The organism is Streptomyces sp. PA03-1a, assembly GCF_033792805.1.
GTDB lineage: Bacteria > Actinomycetota > Actinomycetes > Streptomycetales > Streptomycetaceae > Actinacidiphila.
The window spans coordinates 1-18,601 of the sequence record NZ_JARAVO010000196.1; the positions used below are offsets into that span (position 1 = coordinate 1).

Below are 18,601 nucleotides of genomic sequence, written 5' to 3' on the forward strand. Positions count from 1 at the left end.
GTGCTCACGCTGGGCTGGGCGCTGGCGGGGGCGGTCGGGGCGCTCGCCGGGGTCCTCGTGGCGCCGGCGACGTTCGTCGGGCCCAACCAGTTCGACGCGGTACTGGTGTTCGGCTTCGCCGCAGCCGTCGTCGGGGGGCTGGACAGCCCGCCGGGTGCGGTGGTCGGCGGGCTCGTGGTCGGGCTCACCCTCTCCTACGTCTCGGGGTACCTGGGGTCCGAGGTCGCGCTGCTGGGCGCGCTGGCGGTGTTGATGACGGTGCTGATGATCAGGCCCAACGGCCTGTTCTCGCGGACCTCCGTGCGACGGGTGTGAGGGGCTCATGACCGAGACGACCGACACGAAGGACCTGCGGTCCCCGCTCGGGGGCCCGGCCGCGACCGGCCTGAGCGCCCGGCTGAGGGGTCCGATGGACCGCACCGCGGTGCGGCACCTGGTGCCCGCGCTGCTCGGGCTGCTGGTGGTCTGCGCCGTCAGCGCCCTGCTGTCGCCGTACCAGAACCTGGAGGTCGCCGGCGTCGCCACCTATGTGTGCGCGGTCGCCGGGCTGACCGTCCTGACCGGGACCAACGGCCAGATCTCGCTGGGGCACGGCGCGCTGATGGCGGTCGGCGCCTACGGGACCGGTCTGTTCCTCACCGAACTGGGGTGGTCGCTGGCCGTCTCGCTGCTGGCGGGCACGGCGGTGACGGCCGCCCTGGGCGCGCTGGTGGGCGCCGCGGCGGCGCGGCTGCAGGGCCCGTACCTCGCGGGCGCGACCCTCACCCTGGCCGTCGGGCTGCCGGCGCTCGCGAACTACCGTCATCTGACCGATCTGCTGGGCGGCGAGAACGGGCTCGTGGTGGCCTCGCCCCCGCCGCCCGAGGCACTGGGCCCGTACTTCCCGCTGGAGCGCTGGCAGGCCTGGGTCTGCGTGCTGTGCGCGGTGGTCGTGCTGGTGCTCCTCGCCGACCTCGGGCGCAGCCGCGTCGGCCGGTCGTGGCGGGCGATCCGGGACGACGAGGTCTCCGCGGCGCTGGCCGGCATCCACGTGGCGCGCCTGCGGGTGCTCGCCTTCGTGGTCAGCGCGGCCTGCGCGGGGCTGGGCGGCGGGCTCCTCGCGGTGGTCAGCTCGCTGGCCGCGCCCGGGGCGTTCCCGCTGGCGCTCTCCCTGTCCCTGCTGACGGCGGCGGTGCTCGGCGGGCTCGGCAGCCTGGCGGGCGCCGTGTACGGCTCGGTGCTCCTGGTCCTGCTGCCCAACTGGACGGGCGACGTGGCGGACGCCCTGCACCTGTCCCGGGGCTTCTACGCGAACCTGCCGCTCGCCCTGTACGGCCTCGCCCTCGTCCTGTCGATGCTCCTGTTCCCGCAGGGGATCCACGGGGCCCTCATCCGTCTGGTCCGGCGGCTCCGAACGCGGGGCTCCGGTACCTGACCGCCGGTATCCCGTTCCCCCGGCCACCGGCACGTCACCTGAAATCCGTCCAACACCCACCGAATCCGATTCGGTTCCAGGAGGGGTCATGAGAAGAAGTCACCGACACGGCCTGCGCCTTCGCGGCGGCGCCGCGCTGGCCGTGCTGGCCTTGGTGCTCACCGCCTGTTCCGACGGCTCCGGCAGCGGTTCCGCCGCGCCGGGCGTCACCAAGGACAGCATCGTCATCGGCAGCCACCAGCCGCTCACCGGCCCGGCGGCGCCGGGGTACAGCAACGTCTCGGCGGGCGCGAAGGCGTACTTCGACCACGTCAACGCCAAGGGCGGGGTCAACGGCCGGAAGATCGAGTTCAAGTACAAGGACGACGCGTACAACCCGACCCAGACGGTGAAGGTCACCAAGGAACTCGTCCTGGAGGACAAGATCTTCGCGATGGTGGGCGGTCTCGGCACGCCGACCCACACCAAGGTGGTCGACTACCTCAACAGCCGCCGCGTGCCGGACCTGTTCGTCTCCTCCGGCTGCCGCTGCTGGGACGAGCCCGACAAGCACCCGCAGACCTTCGGCTGGCAGCCGGACTACCTCGTCGAGGGCAAGATCCTCGGCCAGTACATCAAGGAGAACTTCGCCGGCAAGAAGGTCGCCTACTTCTACCAGGGCGACGACTTCGGCAAGGACGGCGTCGAGGGCCTGGACCAGTACATCCCCAAGGAGTCGGTGGTCAGCCGGCAGAGCTACCAGCCCGGCGGCACCGACATCGCCCCGCAGGTCACGGCCATCGCCCAGTCCAAGGCGGACGTGGTGGTGCTGTTCACCATCCCGACGTACACCGCGCTGTTCAAGCTCACCTCGCTCAAGCTCCAGTACAACCCGCAGATGGTGGTGACCAACGTCGGTTCCGACCCGACCACCCTGGCGGGCCTGCTGGAGTCCTTCGCGAAGCAGGCGGGCGGCACGGCCGACCCCGCCGCGCTGATGAACGGCATCATCACCGACACCTACATGCCGCCGACGACCGACACGTCCAACAGCTGGATCAAGCTGTTCCGCGAGGTCCACGACAAGTACATCCCCAAGCTGCCCTTCGACGGCAACGTCGAGTTCGGGATGTCCATGGCCTACACCTTCGTCCAGGCACTGCAGGGCGCCGGGGAGAACCCGACGCGGGAGTCGCTGGTGAAGGCCGTGGAGAAGGGCGGCTTCACCGGGCCCGGACTGGTGCCGTTCCGGTTCAGCGCGGACTCGCACGCGGGCTACACCGGGGTCCAGATCGGCATCCTGAAGGGCAGCACCGAGGTCACCCTGCAGGGCACGCCGCTGGTGACGGACGACGAGCAGGGCGCCATCACGCCGTACACCACGGCACAGCCGCAGGCCCCGGCCGACGGCATCCCGGCGTCCTGAGGGGCGAGGGGTAGTGTGCTGCCCCGCCAGGCAGTGGGTCCACGGCGCGACGCGACCGTGACGGACGGAAGGTCCCGGGATGGGCGACAGACGCGGTGACGAGCTGCTCATCGGCGATCCCGCGGACCTCCCCACCACCGGTGGGGCGTCCGGGCCGGCCCCGGCCCGGACGCCCGGCCGGGCGGCGACCACCCGGCAGGCGCTGCTCACGGCGGCCCGCGAGGTCTTCGGGGAGTCGGGGTACGCGGCGGCCGGCATCGCCGAGGTGGTCCGCCGCGCGGACGCCAGCGTCGGCGGGCTCTACCACCACTTCGACGGCAAGGTGGACCTCTTCCTGGCCCTGTGGGAGGAGTTCCGCACCGCCCAGGTCCACACCACGGCCCGCGCGGTGGCCCGGCTCCGCGAGAGCGGGGAGAGCCGGCCCCGCGCGCTCTTCCTCACCGGCACCCGTGCGTACCTGGAGCACACCTGGGCGCGGCGGGAGATGGCCAGGCTCTTCTACACCGGGGACACCCCGCCGGGCTTCGACCTGCTGGGCCGGCAGAACCTCCGGACCTGGATCAGCCACAACGCGACCCTGCTCGGCATCACGCAGGAGCGGCCGGGCGACCGCGCCCTGCTGATCTCGCTCACGACGACGATCGCCGAGATCGGACGGGAACTCGTCGCCTGCGACGACCCGCGCGAGGCCGCCGGCCTCACGGACACCGCCCTGGAACTCATCGGCAGGCTCTGCGACTTCGGCCTGTCGGCCGCCACCGGCGACGCCACCGGCTGAGTCCTTCCGGCCACCGGCCCCGACGCTCCGCGCGCCGTGGATCCGCCCTGGTCACGGGCTCGGCGGAGCGGCTCAAGCGCAGGGCTGAACATTACCTTCGGTAAATCTGCACACCGCACACGCGAGCGACATACGCCCGCACGTACGCACGGGACATCCCCCGCCGGTGCGCACGGTTTGATCCGGAGTGCCCGGTTCCGCAGCCCCGACGGGAAGCGCGTCTGTGAAGGAATTGCCACCGGGGCGTGGGAAATACGGTACACCGGTGAAGCCGCGGATCCGAACCAAATTCGAACGCGGCAATCTCCAATTGGCCGTCCCACCTGCCCCCATGCTTGTATCCCGTGCCGTGGCGAAGAGGTTGCCCCCCTGATGATTCGCCACATGAAATGTGTTCACACGAAGGGAAACCCCCCATGGACTTCACCCCCCAGGTTGAGACCCGCGAGATCTCCGACGCGGACCTGGACAACGTCTCCGGCGGTCTCGTGGGCGGCCTCGTGGCCAACGCCACCGGCACCGTCGAGTCGATCGCCCCGGTCGCCGGCACCGTGTCCGGTGTCGTCGGCACCGTCGAGGGCATCTCCGGCGTCAACACCGGCGCCGTGACCGGCCTGGCCACCGGCCTGATCGCGGGTCTCTGAGACTGATGGATCCGCGGGTCCCGGAGGCCTCCCTTCCGGGACCCGCGGACGCCATTGCGGCCTTGTGTCCCAATGGCGAGGGATGCGGCTGAGGGAAGAGTTCCATGCAGTTTCGCCAAAAGGCCCTTGCCAAGCTCCAGTCACCGGAAGAACTCGATCTCCCGGTGCGATTCGCGCGCCCGCAGGGCCGTCTCGTGCTCTCCGTCGCCATTCTCGTGATGGCCGCCGCGAGTTCCTGGGCGGTAAACGGTTCCGTGTCCTCGAAATTGAGCGCACCCGGAATCATCGGCTACGGGCAGGGCAGTTACGTCCTGCAGAGTCCGGTCGCCGGACAGGTCACCCGGGTCCTCGCCGAGGAAGGGGAGCGCCTGCCCGCCGACGCCCCGTTGCTCAGCGTGCGCACCCCGCGCGGCGACACCGTCGTCCGCACCGTGGCCGCGGGCCGGGTCAGCGCCCTGGTGGCCTCCATCGGCACCGTCGTCACCGTCGGCGCGGACGTGGCGACCGTCGAACGCGCCGCCCGCACCGGCGACCCGCTCGTGGCGACCCTCTACGTCCCGGCGACCGGCGCCTCCTCGGTGCCGGTGGGCGCCGCGGTGGACCTCGCCGTGGAGTCCGCGCCCCAGGCCCGGTACGGGGTGCTGCGCGGCCATGTGCGGGCCGTCGGCCGCACCTCGCGCACCACCCGGCAGATCGCCGCCGACCTCGGCGACCCGCAACTCGCCGCGCAACTCACCCGAGCGGGACGCCCGGTGGCCGTCGTCGTGACGCTCGACGCCTCCTCCCGCACTCCGACCGGCTACCGCTGGTCCAAGGGCGACGGCCCCTCGTACGAGCTGGACTCCATGACCCTGGCCACCGGCGCCGTCCACCTGGCCGCACAGCGCCCGATCGATTGGCTGCTCCCTTGACCGCGCCCGCCCGGCCCCAGCAGCGGCCGCTGCCGCCCGCCGGCCGCCGCAGACACCGCCCCGAGCCCGCACGCACCCGCCGGCAGCGGCCGGGCCGCAGGCCCCGGAGCGTCCGCACCCCCACCGTGCTGCAGATGGAGGCCGTGGAGTGCGGCGCGGCCTCCCTGGCGATGGTGCTGGGCCACTACGGCCGGCACGTACCGCTGGAGGAACTGCGCATCGCCTGCGGCGTCTCCCGCGACGGCTCCCGCGCCAGCAACCTGCTGAAGGCGGCCCGCGGCTACGGCCTGCAGGCCAAGGGCATGCAGATGGAGACCGCGGCCCTCGCCGAGGTGCGCGCCCCGGCCGTCCTCTTCTGGGAGTTCAACCACTACGTCGTCTACGACGGCATGGGCCGCCGCCTCGGCCGGCGCGGCGTCCACGTCAACGACCCCGACAAGGGACGGCGGTTCGTGCCCCTGGAGGACTTCGACACCAGCTTCACCGGAGTCGTGCTGACCTTCGAGCCGGGCCAGGACTTCCACCGCGGCGGCCGCAGGCCCGGCGTGCTCGGCGCCCTCCCGGCCCGGCTGCGCGGGACCAGCGGCACCATGCTCGCCGCGCTGGTGGCCAGCCTCCTGCTGGTCGCGGTCGGGGCCGCGCTGCCCGCGCTCAGCCGCACGTACATCGACCTGTTCCTGATCGGCGACCAGACCTCATTGCTGGGCACGCTGTTCGCGTCGATGGCCGCGATGGTGGCGCTCACCGCCGCGCTCACCGCGGTCCAGCAGTCCAACCTGCTGCGCGGCCGCATCATCTCCTCCACCCTCGGCAGCGCCCGCTTCCTGCGCCACCTGCTGCGGCTGCCGGTCACCTTCTTCACCCAGCGCAATCCGGCCGACCTCGTACAGCGCCTGCAGTCCAACGACGCGGTCGCCGAGACCCTCGCCCGCGACCTGGCCGCCGCGGCCGTCGACGGCGTCGTCGTCGTGCTCTACGCGCTGCTGATGTGGACGTACGACCCGCAACTCACCGTCCTCGGGGTGGGGATCGCCCTGCTCAACGCCGTCGCCATGCGCGTGGTGACACGGCTGCGGGCCACCCGGACGCAGAAGCTGCGCGCCGACAGCGCCCGGCTCACCAACACCTCGTACACCGGCCTGCAGTTGATCGAGACGATGAAGGCCACCGGCGGCGAGAACGGCTACTTCCGCCGCTGGGCCGGGCAGCACGCCGCCACGCTGGAGGAGCAGCAGCGCCTCGGCGTGCCCAGCGCCTGGCTGTCGGTCGTCGCCCCGACCCTCGCGACGCTCAACAGCGCGCTCATCCTGTGGATCGGCGGGCTGCGGGCGGTGGAGGGGCACATCTCGATCGGCCTGCTCGTCGCCTTCCAGTCCCTGGTCGTCCGGTTCACCGCGCCCATCACCCGGCTCAACGGCGTCGCCGGCCGCATCCAGGACTTCGCCGCCGACGTGGTGCGGCTCAAGGACGTCGAGAACTTCCCCGTCGACTCGCTGTACGCGCGCCCCGAGTCCGGGGCGAGCACCCGCCGGCTGAAGGGCCACGTCACGCTGGAGGACGTCACCTTCGGCTACAGCCCCCTCGACAAGCCGCTGCTGTCCGGGTTCTCACTGTCCGTCGCGCCCGGCCGCCAGGTCGCGCTCGTCGGCGGCTCCGGCAGCGGCAAGTCCACCGTCTCCCGGCTGATCGCAGGTCTCTACAGCCCCTGGGAGGGCACGATCCGCATCGACGGGCAGCGCCTGGAGGACATCCCGCGCGGGTCCCTGGCCGCCTCCGTCTCCTTCGTCGACCAGGACGTCTTCCTCTTCGAGGGCACGGTGCGCGACAACGTCGCGCTGTGGGACCCCTCCATCCCCGACGGGGACGTCGAGGCCGCGCTGCGCGACGCCTGCCTGTACGAGGTCGTCGCCCGCCGCCCCGGCGGCGTCCACAGCCACGTCGAGCAGGACGGCCGCAACTTCTCCGGCGGGCAGCGGCAGCGGCTGGAGATCGCCCGGGCCCTGGTCCGGCGGCCCAGCGTGCTGGTGCTCGACGAGGTGACCAGCGCCCTCGACGCGGAGACCGAGCAGGTCATCATCGACAACCTGCGGCGCCGCGGCTGCGCCTGCGTGGTGATCGCGCACCGGCTCAGCACGGTCCGCGACAGCGACGAGATCGTGGTCCTCGACCACGGCACGGTCGTCGAGCGCGGACGTCACGAGGAGCTGATAGCGGCGGGCGGCGCGTACGCCGCCCTGGTCAAGGAGCACTGAGGTGATCCCCGTACAGCCCGGCACCGCCGCCGGCGATCCGGTCCTGACCGCCCTCGGCGGGCTCGGCGGCCCCGTCGACTGCACCGGCCTGCGCAGCCTGCCCCTGGAGGGCCCGAACGTGCTGTGGCTCGTGGTGGCCGGCGCCCTCGACCTGTTCGCGGTCGACGCCGCCCAGCAGGGCCACTGGCACTACCTGGGCCGCCTGGAACCCGGCACCCTCCTCCTCGGCCCGGTCGAGGGGCCCCGGCACACCCTCGTCGGACGCCCGCTGCAGGGCTGCTTCCTGCGCCGCGTCCCGCTGCGCGAGCTGTACCGGCCGCCCCACCCGCACCACACGGCGCACGGCGACGGCTGGGCGCAGCAGGGCCCGTACGGCGCCGGCCACGACACCCAGGAGCTCGCCCTCAGCCTCCTCGAGCACGCCTTCGCACTCGGTGTCGGGCGCAGCCAGCGGGTGCTCTACGAGGCCCCGCTGACCGGCCGCACCACGGACGGCGAGCACGTCGCCGACGACGACATCCTGTGGCTGCCGGTCCTGCCGGGCAGCGTGCAGTACGGCGCCGCGTACTCCGCGGAGGCGGCGGGCGACCTGCTCCTCGACGGCGCGATGTGGCAGAGCATGGTCAACCAGCAGTACCGGCTGCTGTCGACGCTGGACGGCTGGATCGAGGGCCTGGAGCGCGCCCACGAGGACCGCACGGCCGCGGGCATCAGGGCCGGGGAGGCCGTCCGCGAGCAGGCCGACCGCGATCTGCTGGCCTCCATCGCCACCTCCCGCAAGGCCCCCGCGCGTACCGCCGAGGCCTCCGACGACACGACGTACGCCGTCTGCCGGCAGGTCGCCGAGGCCGCCGGGATCACCCTCACCCCGCCGTCGCGCAGCGGCGCGGTCAGCGACCGCATGGACCCGGTCGAGCGGGTCGCCGTCACCTCCGGCATCCGCACCCGCCCGGTACGCCTCGACGGCGCCTGGTGGCGGGAGAACACCGGCCCCCTGGTCGGCCGGCGCGCCGCGTCCGGCGCGCCGGTGGCCCTGCTGTGGCGGCGCGGCGGCTACGAGGCGGTGGGGCCCGGCGGCAGCAGCCGCGTGCGGGTCGCCGACCACAACGCGGAGGACTTCGATGAGCGCGCGGTCATGCTCTACCGGCCGCTCCCCGAACGGGGCACCGGGCTGACGCGGCTGCTGCGCTTCAGCCTCCGGGGCTCGGCGGGCGATCTGCGCAACCTCGTCCTGAGCAGTCTGGTCACCGTGGGCCTCGGTGCGTTCGTGCCCATCGCGACCGGGCAGGTGCTGGGCACGTACGTACCCGACGCGGAGACCGGGCTGATCGTCCAGGCCGCCCTGGCCGTCGTCGTCACCGGCCTGGTCTGCGCCGTCTTCATGCTGATGCAGAACCTCACCGTGCTGCGCATCGAGGGCCGCATCGAGGCCACCTTGCAGCCCGCCGTGTGGGACCGTCTGCTGCGCCTGCCGACCGGGTTCTTCGCCGGCCGCTCGACCGGCGAGCTCGCCAGTGCCGCGATGGGCATCAGCGCCATCCGCCGGGTGCTCGCCGGGGTGGGCCCGGTCGCCGTCCAGGCGACGACGGTCGGCGCGATGAACCTCGTCCTCCTGCTCCTGTACAGCGTCCCGCTCGCGCTCGCCGCCCTCGGCATGCTCGTCGTCATCGGGGCCCTGCTCCTCGGCCTCGGGCTGTGGGAACTGCGCTGGCAGCGACGGCTGGTGGTGCTCGGCAACAAGCTGAACAACGAGGCCTTCCAGACCCTGCGCGGCCTGCCCAAGCTCCGCGTCGCCGCCGCCGAGAGCTTCGCCTACGCCGCCTGGGCCCGCCGCTTCGCCCGCAGCCGCGAACTCCAGCAGCGCGCGGGCCGCATCAAGAACATCACCACCGTGCTCAACGCGGTCTACCTGCCGCTGTGCTCCCTCATCATGTTCATGCTGCTGGCCGGCCCGGCCCGGGGCTCGCTGTCCGCGTCCGGCTTCCTCACCTTCAGCACCGCCATGACGATGCTGCTGACCTCGGTCACCCAGCTCACCGGGGCGCTGCTGTCGGCCGCGGCGGTGCTGCCGATGTACGAGCAGGTCAAACCGATCCTCGACGAGACCCCCGAGGTGCGCGGCGGCAGCACCCAGCCGGGCGTCCTGTCCGGCGCGATCGAGGCCCGCAACCTCTCCTTCCGCTACTCCGGCGACGGCCCGCTCGTCCTCGACGACGTCTCCCTGCGGGTCGGGCCCGGCGAGTTCGTGGCGATCGTCGGCCCCAGCGGCTGCGGCAAGTCCACCCTGCTGCGCCTGCTCATCGGCTTCGACCGACCCGCGTCCGGCAGCGTCCTCTACGACGGCCAGGACCTGGCCGCGCTCGACCAGGGCGCGGTCCGCCGGCAGTGCGGCGTGGTGCTGCAGAACGCCCAGCCGTTCACCGGCTCGATCCTCGACTGCATCTGCGGCGCCGAGGTCCACACCCAGGAGGAGGCGATGGAGGCCGCCGCCATGGCCGGTCTCGCCGAGGACATCAAGCGCATGCCCATGGGCCTGCACACCATGATCGCGGGCGGCAGCACCATCTCCGGCGGCCAGCGCCAGCGCCTGATGATCGCCCAGGCCCTGATCCGGCGGCCCCGCATCCTCTTCCTCGACGAGGCCACCAGCGCCCTCGACAACGAGACCCAGCGCACCGTCATCGACAGCACCCGGCGGCTGCGCGCCAGCCGTGTCGTGATCGCCCACCGGCTCTCCACCGTCATGGACGCCGACCGCGTCGTCGTCATGGAGGACGGCCGCGTCGTCGAGGAGGGCCGCCCCTCCGACCTGCTGGCGGACCCCGGCGGCCGGCTGCACGAGCTGGTCCGGCGTCAGATGAGCTAGATCAGGCGCTCTGCTGGTTCACTCGGTCACCCGTGAAGGTGCTCGCGGTGTCGGCATCCCGACACCTGTCTGCAAAACGACAGGCAGTTGGGTGCGGACGTCGCTCAGGGCCGCGGCAACGTGCCGCCTCCCGGGAACCCCGCGATCAGCACCCAGGAGCGCGGACCGAACCGCCACCACCCGTATCCGAGTTCGCGCTGCTCAGGGCTTTGCGAGGCTCGGTCACCCGCACTTCGGCGAGCGACCGGGGGCCGTTCCCGTCGCGGGGAACCCAGCGCGCCCGCGGCGGTGAAATGCCCCCAACAGGCGGGCGTGGCAACGCCGGGCGGCACGGATCGTCATTCGAACGTGATCTTCTCGTAATCGGTCGGAGGTTGGGTGTGACGGACATTCACACCGTTAACTTCATGGGAGGAGACTCGTGGTCACGAGCGCGAGCCTTCGACGACGACGACGCCGCATCGTCGCGGCGTCGGCAATCACCGTTTTCGCCACCATATTCAGCGGCTTGGGGAACATCGGGCCGGCCGCGGCACAGACCGGCGCTCCGCTGCCGGACCTGAGGCTGGGCCAGTACGACCACTCCCGAGCCGCCCTCACGGGCGGTGGCGCCCTGCACACCGCCGCGCAGCCCGGCACCATCAAGGGGCAGTACGTCGTGCGGCTGCGGGAAGCGCCCGTCACTTCGTACACGGGCGGCGTCAAGGGCCTCGCGGCGACGAGGCCGGTGGCCGGGCAGGAACTCCAGCCCCATTCGGCCGCGGCCGAGAAGTACCGGCAGCACCTGGGCGAAGCGCAGCGTGACGTACTCGGCGACTTCGGTGTGCGGGCTCAGCGGACCTACACGACCGCCTTCAACGGCTTCGCCGTCAAACTGACCGGCGCGCAGGCCGGCAAGCTGTCCAAGGACCCGCGCGTCGCGGCGGTCACCCCGGCCCGTCTCGTGAAGGCCGACGCGGCGACGACCGGGACAACGCAGGCGGCGCAGCCCCCGGCACAGGCGCCGACGGGTAGGGCTCCGCAGACCGCGACGCAGACCAAGCCGGCTCACGGCTCCGATGTGGTCATCGGCGTGATCGACACCGGCATCTGGCCGGAGAGCGCCTCCTTCGCTGCCACCATGCCGCGGCCGGCGGGCTGGCACGGCACCTGCCAGACCGGTGAGGGCTTCCCCGCCGGCGCCTGCAACGGCAAGATCGTCGGCGCCCGGTACTTCGCCGACGGGTGGCTCAGCGCCTACGGCTCGCTCCCCGACGGGGAGACCCTCTCGGCGCGAGACATGAACGGACACGGCACCCACACCGCCTCCACCGCGGCGGGTCTTCCCGTCAAGCACGCGATGGTCCTCGGGCATGACTACGGCGCGATCTCCGGAGTGGCGCCCGACGCGCGGATCGCCGTGTACAAGGCCCTTTGGGGCGGCTCGGGCACGGACGCAGACATCATCGCGGCGATCGACGCGGCCGTGGCCGACGGTGTCCAGGTCATCAACTACTCGATCGGCAACTCGATGGGCGACTACCAGCCCAACAGCCCGATCGGGGACGCCTTCCTCAACGCCTACCTCGCCGGCGTCTTCGTCGCCGCGGCGGCCGGCAACGACGGCATGTCCGGAATGGTCAGCAACGCCGAACCGTGGGTGACCACGGTGGGCGCGACGGTGGAGCGTTCCCACGAGGCGACCGTGCGGCTCGGCGACGGCACCCGCATCGTCGGCACGTCGATGGACCAGCTGCCGTCCCGTCGCAGCACCCCCATCGTCTTCGCCGACCAGGCCGGATCGCTCGACGACGGCGCGCAGTACTGCTGGTCCGGAAGTCTCGACCCCGCCAAGGTCAAGGGCAAGATCGTGGCCTGCGACTTCATCGACCCCGTCGACGCGGTGGCGACGGTCAAGGCCGCCGGCGGTGTCGGCGTGGTGCTGTTCCAGTCGACCGGCAACACCCGGCTCAACGTGATCTACGACTTCCCGACCGTCTACCTATGGAGCGCCGAACAGGCGGGCAAGCTCTTCAACTACCTGTGGGCGCACCGTACGGACGGGACCGCGTCGCTGGTCGAGGGCGGCGACGGCAGCCTCGTGGGACTGCCGAGCGTGGCCGGCCTCTCGTCGTACGGCCCCGACCAGGTCCACACCGGACTGCAGAAGCCCGACCTCGTCGCGGACGGCATCGACGTGGTGGCGGCGGTGTCGCCGATGGACGGCGGGCGTCTCTTCGATGCGTACTCGGGTACCTCCATGGCGGCCCCGCACGTGGCCGGCATGGCCGCGCTGCTGCGCACCCGGCACCCGAAGTGGTCGCCCGGCGCGACCGCCTCGGCCCTGCGCACCACCGCCACCGACACCAAGGGCACGGCCAGCCCGCTGCAGCAGGGCTCCGGCATGCCCCGTACCTCGTCCGCCGACGACCCGGGCCTGGTGATCGAGCCTTCCGCAGCCGAACTGACCGCCTTCGCTTCCGCGGCGACTCCGGACGGCAAGGAGATCAACCTGCCCTCGATCGCGCTGCGCGAGTACGACGGGACGAAGCCGGTGCGCCTCACGCGTCGGCTGACCAACGTCGGCACGCGAACCGAGACGTACACGGCGCGCGTCGAGGGACTGGCGGGTATGAAGGTGACGGTCAGCCCCCGGACGATCTCGGTGAAGCCCGGTGCCACCGCCACGGTGACCATCACCCTGGAGCGCGGCACCGCGACCTGGGACCGCTACACCACCGGCTCACTGGTCTTCAGCAGCGCCAAGCACCGCGTGCGCCTGACGGTCGCCGGCCGTCCGTGGGGCTTCACGCCGCGGCCGTACGACGACACGGGAATCGAGTTCGGCCGCACCGGCGGCCAGGGCCAAGGCTTCCTGGAACCGGGCTTCACCGGCCCGCTGGCCGGCCGCACCACCGGGTACACCCCCGTGACCTGGACGGACAAGAAGCTCACGACCTCCGTCAGCGGCGGCGTCTTCTCCCCCGGCGGGGTGGGCACCCAAGGCACGAAGATCACCGTGCCGCGCGGCGCGGCCGGACTCGTCGTGCAGACGGCCTCGGACGACCCCAACACCAATCTCGACCTGTACCTCTACAAGGACGGCAAGCTGGTCGACCGGAGCTGGGCGTCGTGGCACAGCAACGAGCGCAGCGTCCGGTTCTTCCCCGAACCCGGCGTCTACACCGCCTACGTGCACGCCCAGACGGCCACGTCACCCGACATTCCCTACCGGCTCGGGGTGACCGTCATCCCTGAGAAGGCCGACCGGCGCAACGCCACCTTGACCACACCGTCCGCGGTGCAGCGGGGCGGGAACGCGCAGGTGACACTGAACCCCGTGGGTCCGCAGCCCGACGTCGAGCAGTGGGCGTACACCGAGTTCCGCACCGGCCGAACCGTCGTACCCGGCCTGCTGATCAGTTCCCGCTGACCGCAGACCGAGGTGCCGACCGTTCCATGCCGAGCCGGGGGCCGGCCTTCCCGAAGGAAGGCCGGCCCCCGGCCGGGCGGCCGCGCAGAGGGTTCCGGGGGCCGCCGTCAGGGGACGACGATGACCGGCCGCTGGGCGCTGCGCGCCAGCCGGTCGGAGATCGGGCGGAAGAGCCGGATGCCGGCCCCGCGCCTGCGGCCGACGATGATGGCGTTCGCCCGGTACTTTCGGCCGGCCTTCTCCAGCTCCTGCGCGACGGCGCCCCTGCGGTGGATGAGCGTCCACGGCAGCCCCGACAGATGGTCGTCGCAGGCGAGCTGCCCCAGCAGCGTGTGCGTGCCGCCGGCGTGCGGCCCGCAGCCGCCGCCCGGGTTCTCGTAGCCGAGCAGCGACGCGACGGGGTTCTCCTTCGCGACGTGGACGATGAGGAGCGCCGCGCCGGTGCGCCGCGCCATTCCGGCCGCGTACGACAGCGCCCGCCTGCTGGGGGCTGAGCCGCTGTACCCGACGAGCACCCCGTACTTGTCGACGCTCGTACGACTGGCGCCCGTCGCGGGAGCCGGTTCCCCGGCGGTGGACGACCGCGCCAGGGGATCGTCGCCGACAGGTTCGGGAACGCCATGGCCTGCCATGAGAAACCTTTCGGGGGTGAACGGGAGACGGCCTCGGGAACCGGAGGCGGTCACGCGAGGACGACCGGGCATCCACCGCTTCCGACCGGCGCCGCCCGCGAAGTGTGACAACCCCGGCACCGCGGGACGGGGCGGCGCGCCCGGTGACGCCCCGTTCCCCGGGGTGTGTCACACGCGCGCAGGACGTCCGGTCTCAGTGGAGGAAGCAGAGCCCTGTCCCCGGGAATGTGAGGAAGCGTGCCGTGAGCGAGGAAGCGGTTCCCGGACGGCGCGGCACGGCGTGCGCTGCGGGGACGGGAGCGGCGTGAGCGCGCCGCAGAACACCGCCACGGCGTGGCGGCGGCGGATGGTCGCCCGCGTCGCCGACGAGAAGCACCGCACCGCCACCGCGCTGGAGCTCTTCTTCGACCTCTGCTTCGTGGTGGCCGTCGCGCAGACGTCCGCCGCGTTCGAGGAGGAACTGGCCGGAGGGCACGTCGGACGCGGTGTCCTCGGCTACGCGCTGGTGTTCTTCGCGATCTGGTGGGCGTGGATGAACTTCACCTGGTTCGCCTCCGCCTACGACACGGACGACGTCCCGTACCGCCTGCTCACCGTCGTGCAGATCAGCGGCGCCCTCGTCATGTCCGCGGGCACGGCGGCCGCCCTGCAGCACGGCGACTACACCGTCATCACCTGGGGCTACGTCGTCATGCGGCTCGCCATGGTCAGCCAGTGGCTGCGGGCCGCCGGCTCCGACCCCGAGCGGCGCCGGTGCTGTCTGCGGTACGCCGCGGGGATCCTGGTGGTGCAGACCGGCTGGCTGGCGCACCTGGTGGTGCCGGGCGACATCCGCCTCCCGGCGCACGCCGTACTCGCCCTGGCCGAACTCGCCGTTCCCGTGTGGGCCGAGCGGGCGGCCCACACCACCTGGCACCCGCGCCACATCGCCGAGCGCTTTGGCCTGTTCACCCTCATCGTGCTGGGCGAGTCCATCACGGCCGCCGCCGGGGCGGTACGTACCGCCCTCGACACCGACGCCACGTTCGGCGACATCGCCACGCTGGTGCTGGGCGGCACCCTCACCGTCTGCGCCCTGTGGTGGCTGTACTTCGCCCAGAATGCCTCCCGCCGCCTCAACAGCTTCACCACGGCCACGTTGTGGGGCTACGGCCACTACGCGGTCTTCGCCTGCGCCGCGGCGGTGGGTGCCGGACTCGCCGTCAACGTCGCCCAGGCGACCGGGCACGGCCATCTGGGCGCCCACGGCGCGGCGGCCGCCTACACGGTGCCCGTCGCCGGGTTCGTCCTGTCCGTGTGGCTCCTGCACCGCCGGACCGCCGTGCACCCCACCGCGCCCGACGTGGTGCACGCGCTCGCCGCGGCGGCGATCCTCGCCGCCACGTTCACCCCTGCCCCGGTCCTCGTGACGGGCGTCGCGGCCGCGCTCCTGGTCGCCGCGACCTGCGTCCCGGTCGGGCGCGGCAGCCCGCGGGCGGCGGCGCCCTGAACGGGCGGCGCCGACGGAACCCACCCTGCGGCAACCACGTCCAACCGCCATGACCACCAGGCACTTCGCACGCACCGCCGCCCTCGCGGCCGCTGCCGCCGCCCTCGCCGCCGCCCTCGCGGGCTGCGCCGACCGGGACGCCCCCCGCGTGGCGCTCCCCACTGCCCCTGCTCCGTCCGTCCGGTTCCCGACCGCCCCGGCCCCGACCTCCATCCCCTACGAGCTGTACACCCACTGCGGGATCGACGAGGCCCTCATCGGCTCGACGTACTTCGAGGCGGAGACCCCGCTCTCCGGCGGCGCCTTCAACCCCCCGCCGGACTGGGACAACCCCACGCAGCGGGGCACGATGACGCTGCTGTCACCGACGTCGGCGGTCTTCACCGACTCCGCGGGCCACGAGGTGCGCTTCCGCGCACGGGTGGGGGCGGACGACTTCAAGCGCGTGTGCCAGTAGCGGCCGTCATCGCACGGCCCAGGTCGCGAAGATGTGGAGCGCCGCCTCGATCCGGGCCCTCTCGCCCTCGCCGGGCTCGCCCGCGAACCGCACGAACACCACGGAGGAACCGGGGTCGCCCGCGACGAGCAGCGTCAGCGGCACACGGCCCGACAGCGGGTACGCGTACCAGCCGCCGTGCCGCTCGACGTCCGTCGCCGGGAGGGCCGCGTCGATCGCCTGCCAGTCCCGGTCGTCGAACCCGTACCCCGTGAAGTGCGCCACCGACTCGCACAGGGGCCGCAGGTTGGTCTCGAAGACCCAGCTCCCGGTGAGGACCCGGTCGTCGTCCCCGGTGGTCAACTCTCGTCCCCCCGCGCCCAGGTCCTGAGGGGGCCATTATATGGACCGCGCACAGCAGGAGGAGTTCCAGCCGGAGCGGTAGCCGCGGCGGGATTCGGAGTTCCAGCTCTGGGGGCGGTAGGAGTCCCGCTGGTTCCGGCAGCGCGGGCGTGAGCGGGCGTCGTACCGTCCGTCGTCCCGGCCGTCGCGGTAACCGCGCCAGTACCGGTCGCCCGCCAGTGGGGTGAGGGTGCCCACGGCCCGCGCCTGGACCGTGCCCGCCGTGACATGGCCGGCGGTCGCGGCCCGCATGACCCTCACCGAGGACCAGCCGCTCGCTGCCGTGAGGACCGGGCATCACCCATTCGGCTACCGAGAGTGCCCGAGTCGCCACGCTGGGCGATTCTTGCGTTGGGTTCGCTGCTGCCCATGACAGCGCCGCTCCCTGGAAACGGGGTCGGCCGCGATCGCGAACCCCTCCCTGGAGGTGACGTGTTGTCCCGAATAGCCGAGCCTCAGGCGTCTACACGGCGGCGCCAAGGCCGTATGCGGGCGTGGACGGTGGCCGCGAGCGTGGCCCTGGCGTCCTGCGCAGTGACGGGTGCGGCGTATGCGGACGGTGGCCACGCTGACGTCGCGAAACCCGGCGCCCAGAACAGTTCCGGCGACCCGTGCTTCTTCATCCCGGGGCTTCCCGGATACTGCTCCGGCCACCACGGCCGCCCTGGTCGCCCCGGTCCGCCTGGACCTCCCGGCCCGCAGGGCCCCGCCGGGCCTCAAGGGCCGAAGGGCGATCCCGGCCAGCAAGGGCCGGTGGGTCCCGCTGGGCCGCAAGGGCCGAAGGGCGACACCGGACCGGCGGGGCCGCCGGGATCGGAACCGGTCTTCGGTCAGTTCCTCTCGACCCAGATCGTGCACGGCGCGACGCTTACTTGTGCGAGCACCACCACTACCGCAGCCAGTTCGTTGTGCAACGGGCCAATGATCAACGGTCTGAACGTCGGATTCCGGTCTGAGACTTGGCAGGCCATCTGCGCGGCCGTCACCGGTGGGGCCGTCACTGACGCCAGCGGGGATGACCCCGTCCCGACGCCCTGGGTCATCTGGACTGGCACGACATGGGCGCTCAGCTCGGACAGCGCCCTGACTCTGACCGAAGTCGCGTGCGCTCGCAGCTAGCGGCTCTGAGAGTGCCGATGCACCATCTGCCCCGCTCAGCACGCTCGTAGAGGAGGCCGGCCTCTTCGCCGGCCTCCTCCCGGCCGCCGAGGTCGCGGCCGCCAGTCGGCGCCACGGCGCAGCACAGCCGCCCGGGGCCCTTGCAGGAGTGCCGGGCCGATGCGGGGACGAAATCACCCGGTCGGCTACTGAATGTGCACGACGCAACAGGCAGGGCGATTCTTGCTGTGGGCTCGCTGCTGTCTCCGACAGCTCTCCTCTCCTGGTGATCCGGCCTCTGCCGCGCGTTGCGGGCCCCCTTGCTGGAGGTGGCGTGTTGTCTCGAATAGCCATGCCCCATGGAGCCCGAGGGCGACGCCGAGGTGGTCTGCGGATGTGGACGGTGGCCGCGAGCGTGGCCTTGGCGTCCAGTGCTCTCTCGGGTGCCGCGTACGCCGACGGTCGCGAGGCCGCCGCCGTGAAGCCCGACGCTCAAGCCGGGCTCGCCGGCCCGTGCTTCCTCTTCCCCTACTTCCCCGGGTACTGCCCCAGCCGCCCTGGCCACGGTCACCCGGGCCGCCCCGGGATACCCGGCCCACCAGGGCCTCCCGGCCCGCCTGGGCCTCCCGGATCGCAGGGACCCGCCGGACCCGCCGGACCTCAGGGGCCTCCGGGCGAGACCGGCCAGCAGGGACCTGCCGGGCCCGCCGGACCTGTCGGGCCGCCGGGCCCGCAGGGCCCGCAGGGCCCGCCCGGTGTCGCCCCGGCCCACGGCCTGGTGGACTTCCAGAACGACGGTCAATTCGTGCCGCCCGCCAACGTCACCACGGTGTTCGTCCAGGCGTGGGGCGGCGGCGGGGGC

At 72.5% G+C, this 18,601-nt stretch carries 14 protein-coding genes; 11 read left to right on the forward strand and 3 right to left on the reverse strand.

Features of this window, described 5'->3' with window-relative positions; all coding sequences use genetic code 11:
• The 9 genes from PV341_RS33465 to PV341_RS33505 form a co-directional block, all read left to right on the forward strand.
• Window positions 1-315 (forward strand): ABC transporter permease subunit (locus tag PV341_RS33465; protein WP_500359795.1); only part of this gene is annotated, 315 nt, incomplete at its 5' end.
• Between the two features lie 7 nt (window positions 316-322).
• Window positions 323-1,414 carry a branched-chain amino acid ABC transporter permease gene (locus tag PV341_RS33470; RefSeq protein ID WP_500323775.1) on the forward strand — a complete coding sequence of 364 codons (1,092 nt, stop codon included), beginning with the start codon at window positions 323-325 and terminating at the stop codon, window positions 1,412-1,414.
• A gap of 88 nt (window positions 1,415-1,502) precedes the next feature.
• Complete coding sequence (locus PV341_RS33475) at window positions 1,503-2,819, forward strand: ABC transporter substrate-binding protein (protein WP_500359796.1); 1,317 nt, start codon at window positions 1,503-1,505, stop codon at window positions 2,817-2,819.
• A 79-nt stretch (window positions 2,820-2,898) separates the two neighbouring features.
• On the forward strand, window positions 2,899-3,597 hold the full coding sequence (locus PV341_RS33480; protein ID WP_500359798.1) for a TetR family transcriptional regulator: 699 nt from the start codon (window positions 2,899-2,901) through the stop codon (window positions 3,595-3,597).
• A gap of 416 nt (window positions 3,598-4,013) precedes the next feature.
• On the forward strand, window positions 4,014-4,241 hold the full coding sequence (locus tag PV341_RS33485) for a type A2 lantipeptide (protein ID WP_500323772.1): 228 nt from the start codon (window positions 4,014-4,016) through the stop codon (window positions 4,239-4,241).
• Window positions 4,242-4,345: 104 nt separating this feature from the next.
• Entirely contained in the window at window positions 4,346-5,152 is an 807-nt protein-coding gene (locus PV341_RS33490; RefSeq protein ID WP_500359799.1) for a hypothetical protein, read from the forward strand.
• Window positions 5,149-7,404 carry an NHLP family bacteriocin export ABC transporter peptidase/permease/ATPase subunit gene (locus PV341_RS33495; RefSeq protein ID WP_500323770.1) on the forward strand — a complete coding sequence of 752 codons (2,256 nt, stop codon included), beginning with the start codon at window positions 5,149-5,151 and terminating at the stop codon, window positions 7,402-7,404. Before PV341_RS33490 ends, PV341_RS33495 begins: the two co-directional genes overlap by 4 nt.
• Window position 7,405: 1 nt before the next feature.
• A complete protein-coding gene (locus PV341_RS33500; protein ID WP_500359800.1) occupies window positions 7,406-10,270 on the forward strand; it encodes an NHLP bacteriocin export ABC transporter permease/ATPase subunit in 2,865 nt (954 codons plus the stop codon).
• A gap of 508 nt (window positions 10,271-10,778) precedes the next feature.
• Window positions 10,779-13,682, forward strand: coding sequence for a S8 family serine peptidase (locus tag PV341_RS33505; protein WP_500359801.1), 2,904 nt, complete (start codon window positions 10,779-10,781; stop codon window positions 13,680-13,682).
• A 107-nt stretch (window positions 13,683-13,789) separates the two neighbouring features.
• On the opposite strand, the gene PV341_RS33510 is transcribed toward PV341_RS33505, so the two are convergent.
• Window positions 13,790-14,314, reverse strand: a complete 525-nt coding sequence (locus tag PV341_RS33510; protein WP_500359802.1) for a universal stress protein — start codon at window positions 14,312-14,314, stop codon at window positions 13,790-13,792.
• 304 nt (window positions 14,315-14,618) lie between these two features.
• On the opposite strand from PV341_RS33510, the gene PV341_RS33515 reads away from it, so the two are divergent.
• Together PV341_RS33515 and PV341_RS33520 are read left to right on the forward strand one after the other, a co-directional pair.
• Window positions 14,619-15,803, forward strand: coding sequence for a low temperature requirement protein A (locus PV341_RS33515; protein ID WP_500323766.1), 1,185 nt, complete (start codon window positions 14,619-14,621; stop codon window positions 15,801-15,803).
• Between the two features lie 49 nt (window positions 15,804-15,852).
• On the forward strand, window positions 15,853-16,260 hold the full coding sequence (locus PV341_RS33520; RefSeq protein ID WP_500359804.1) for a hypothetical protein: 408 nt from the start codon (window positions 15,853-15,855) through the stop codon (window positions 16,258-16,260).
• 6 nt (window positions 16,261-16,266) lie between these two features.
• Here the strand turns inward: PV341_RS33520 and PV341_RS33525 are convergent, their stop codons facing one another.
• Together PV341_RS33525 and PV341_RS33530 are read right to left on the reverse strand one after the other, a co-directional pair.
• Window positions 16,267-16,602: a hypothetical protein gene (locus PV341_RS33525; protein WP_500359805.1), complete on the reverse strand. Its 336-nt coding sequence runs from the start codon at window positions 16,600-16,602 to the stop codon at window positions 16,267-16,269.
• A gap of 36 nt (window positions 16,603-16,638) precedes the next feature.
• Window positions 16,639-16,893 carry a hypothetical protein gene (locus PV341_RS33530; RefSeq protein ID WP_500359807.1) on the reverse strand — a complete coding sequence of 85 codons (255 nt, stop codon included), beginning with the start codon at window positions 16,891-16,893 and terminating at the stop codon, window positions 16,639-16,641.
• Window positions 16,894-18,601: the final 1,708 nt, after the last annotated feature.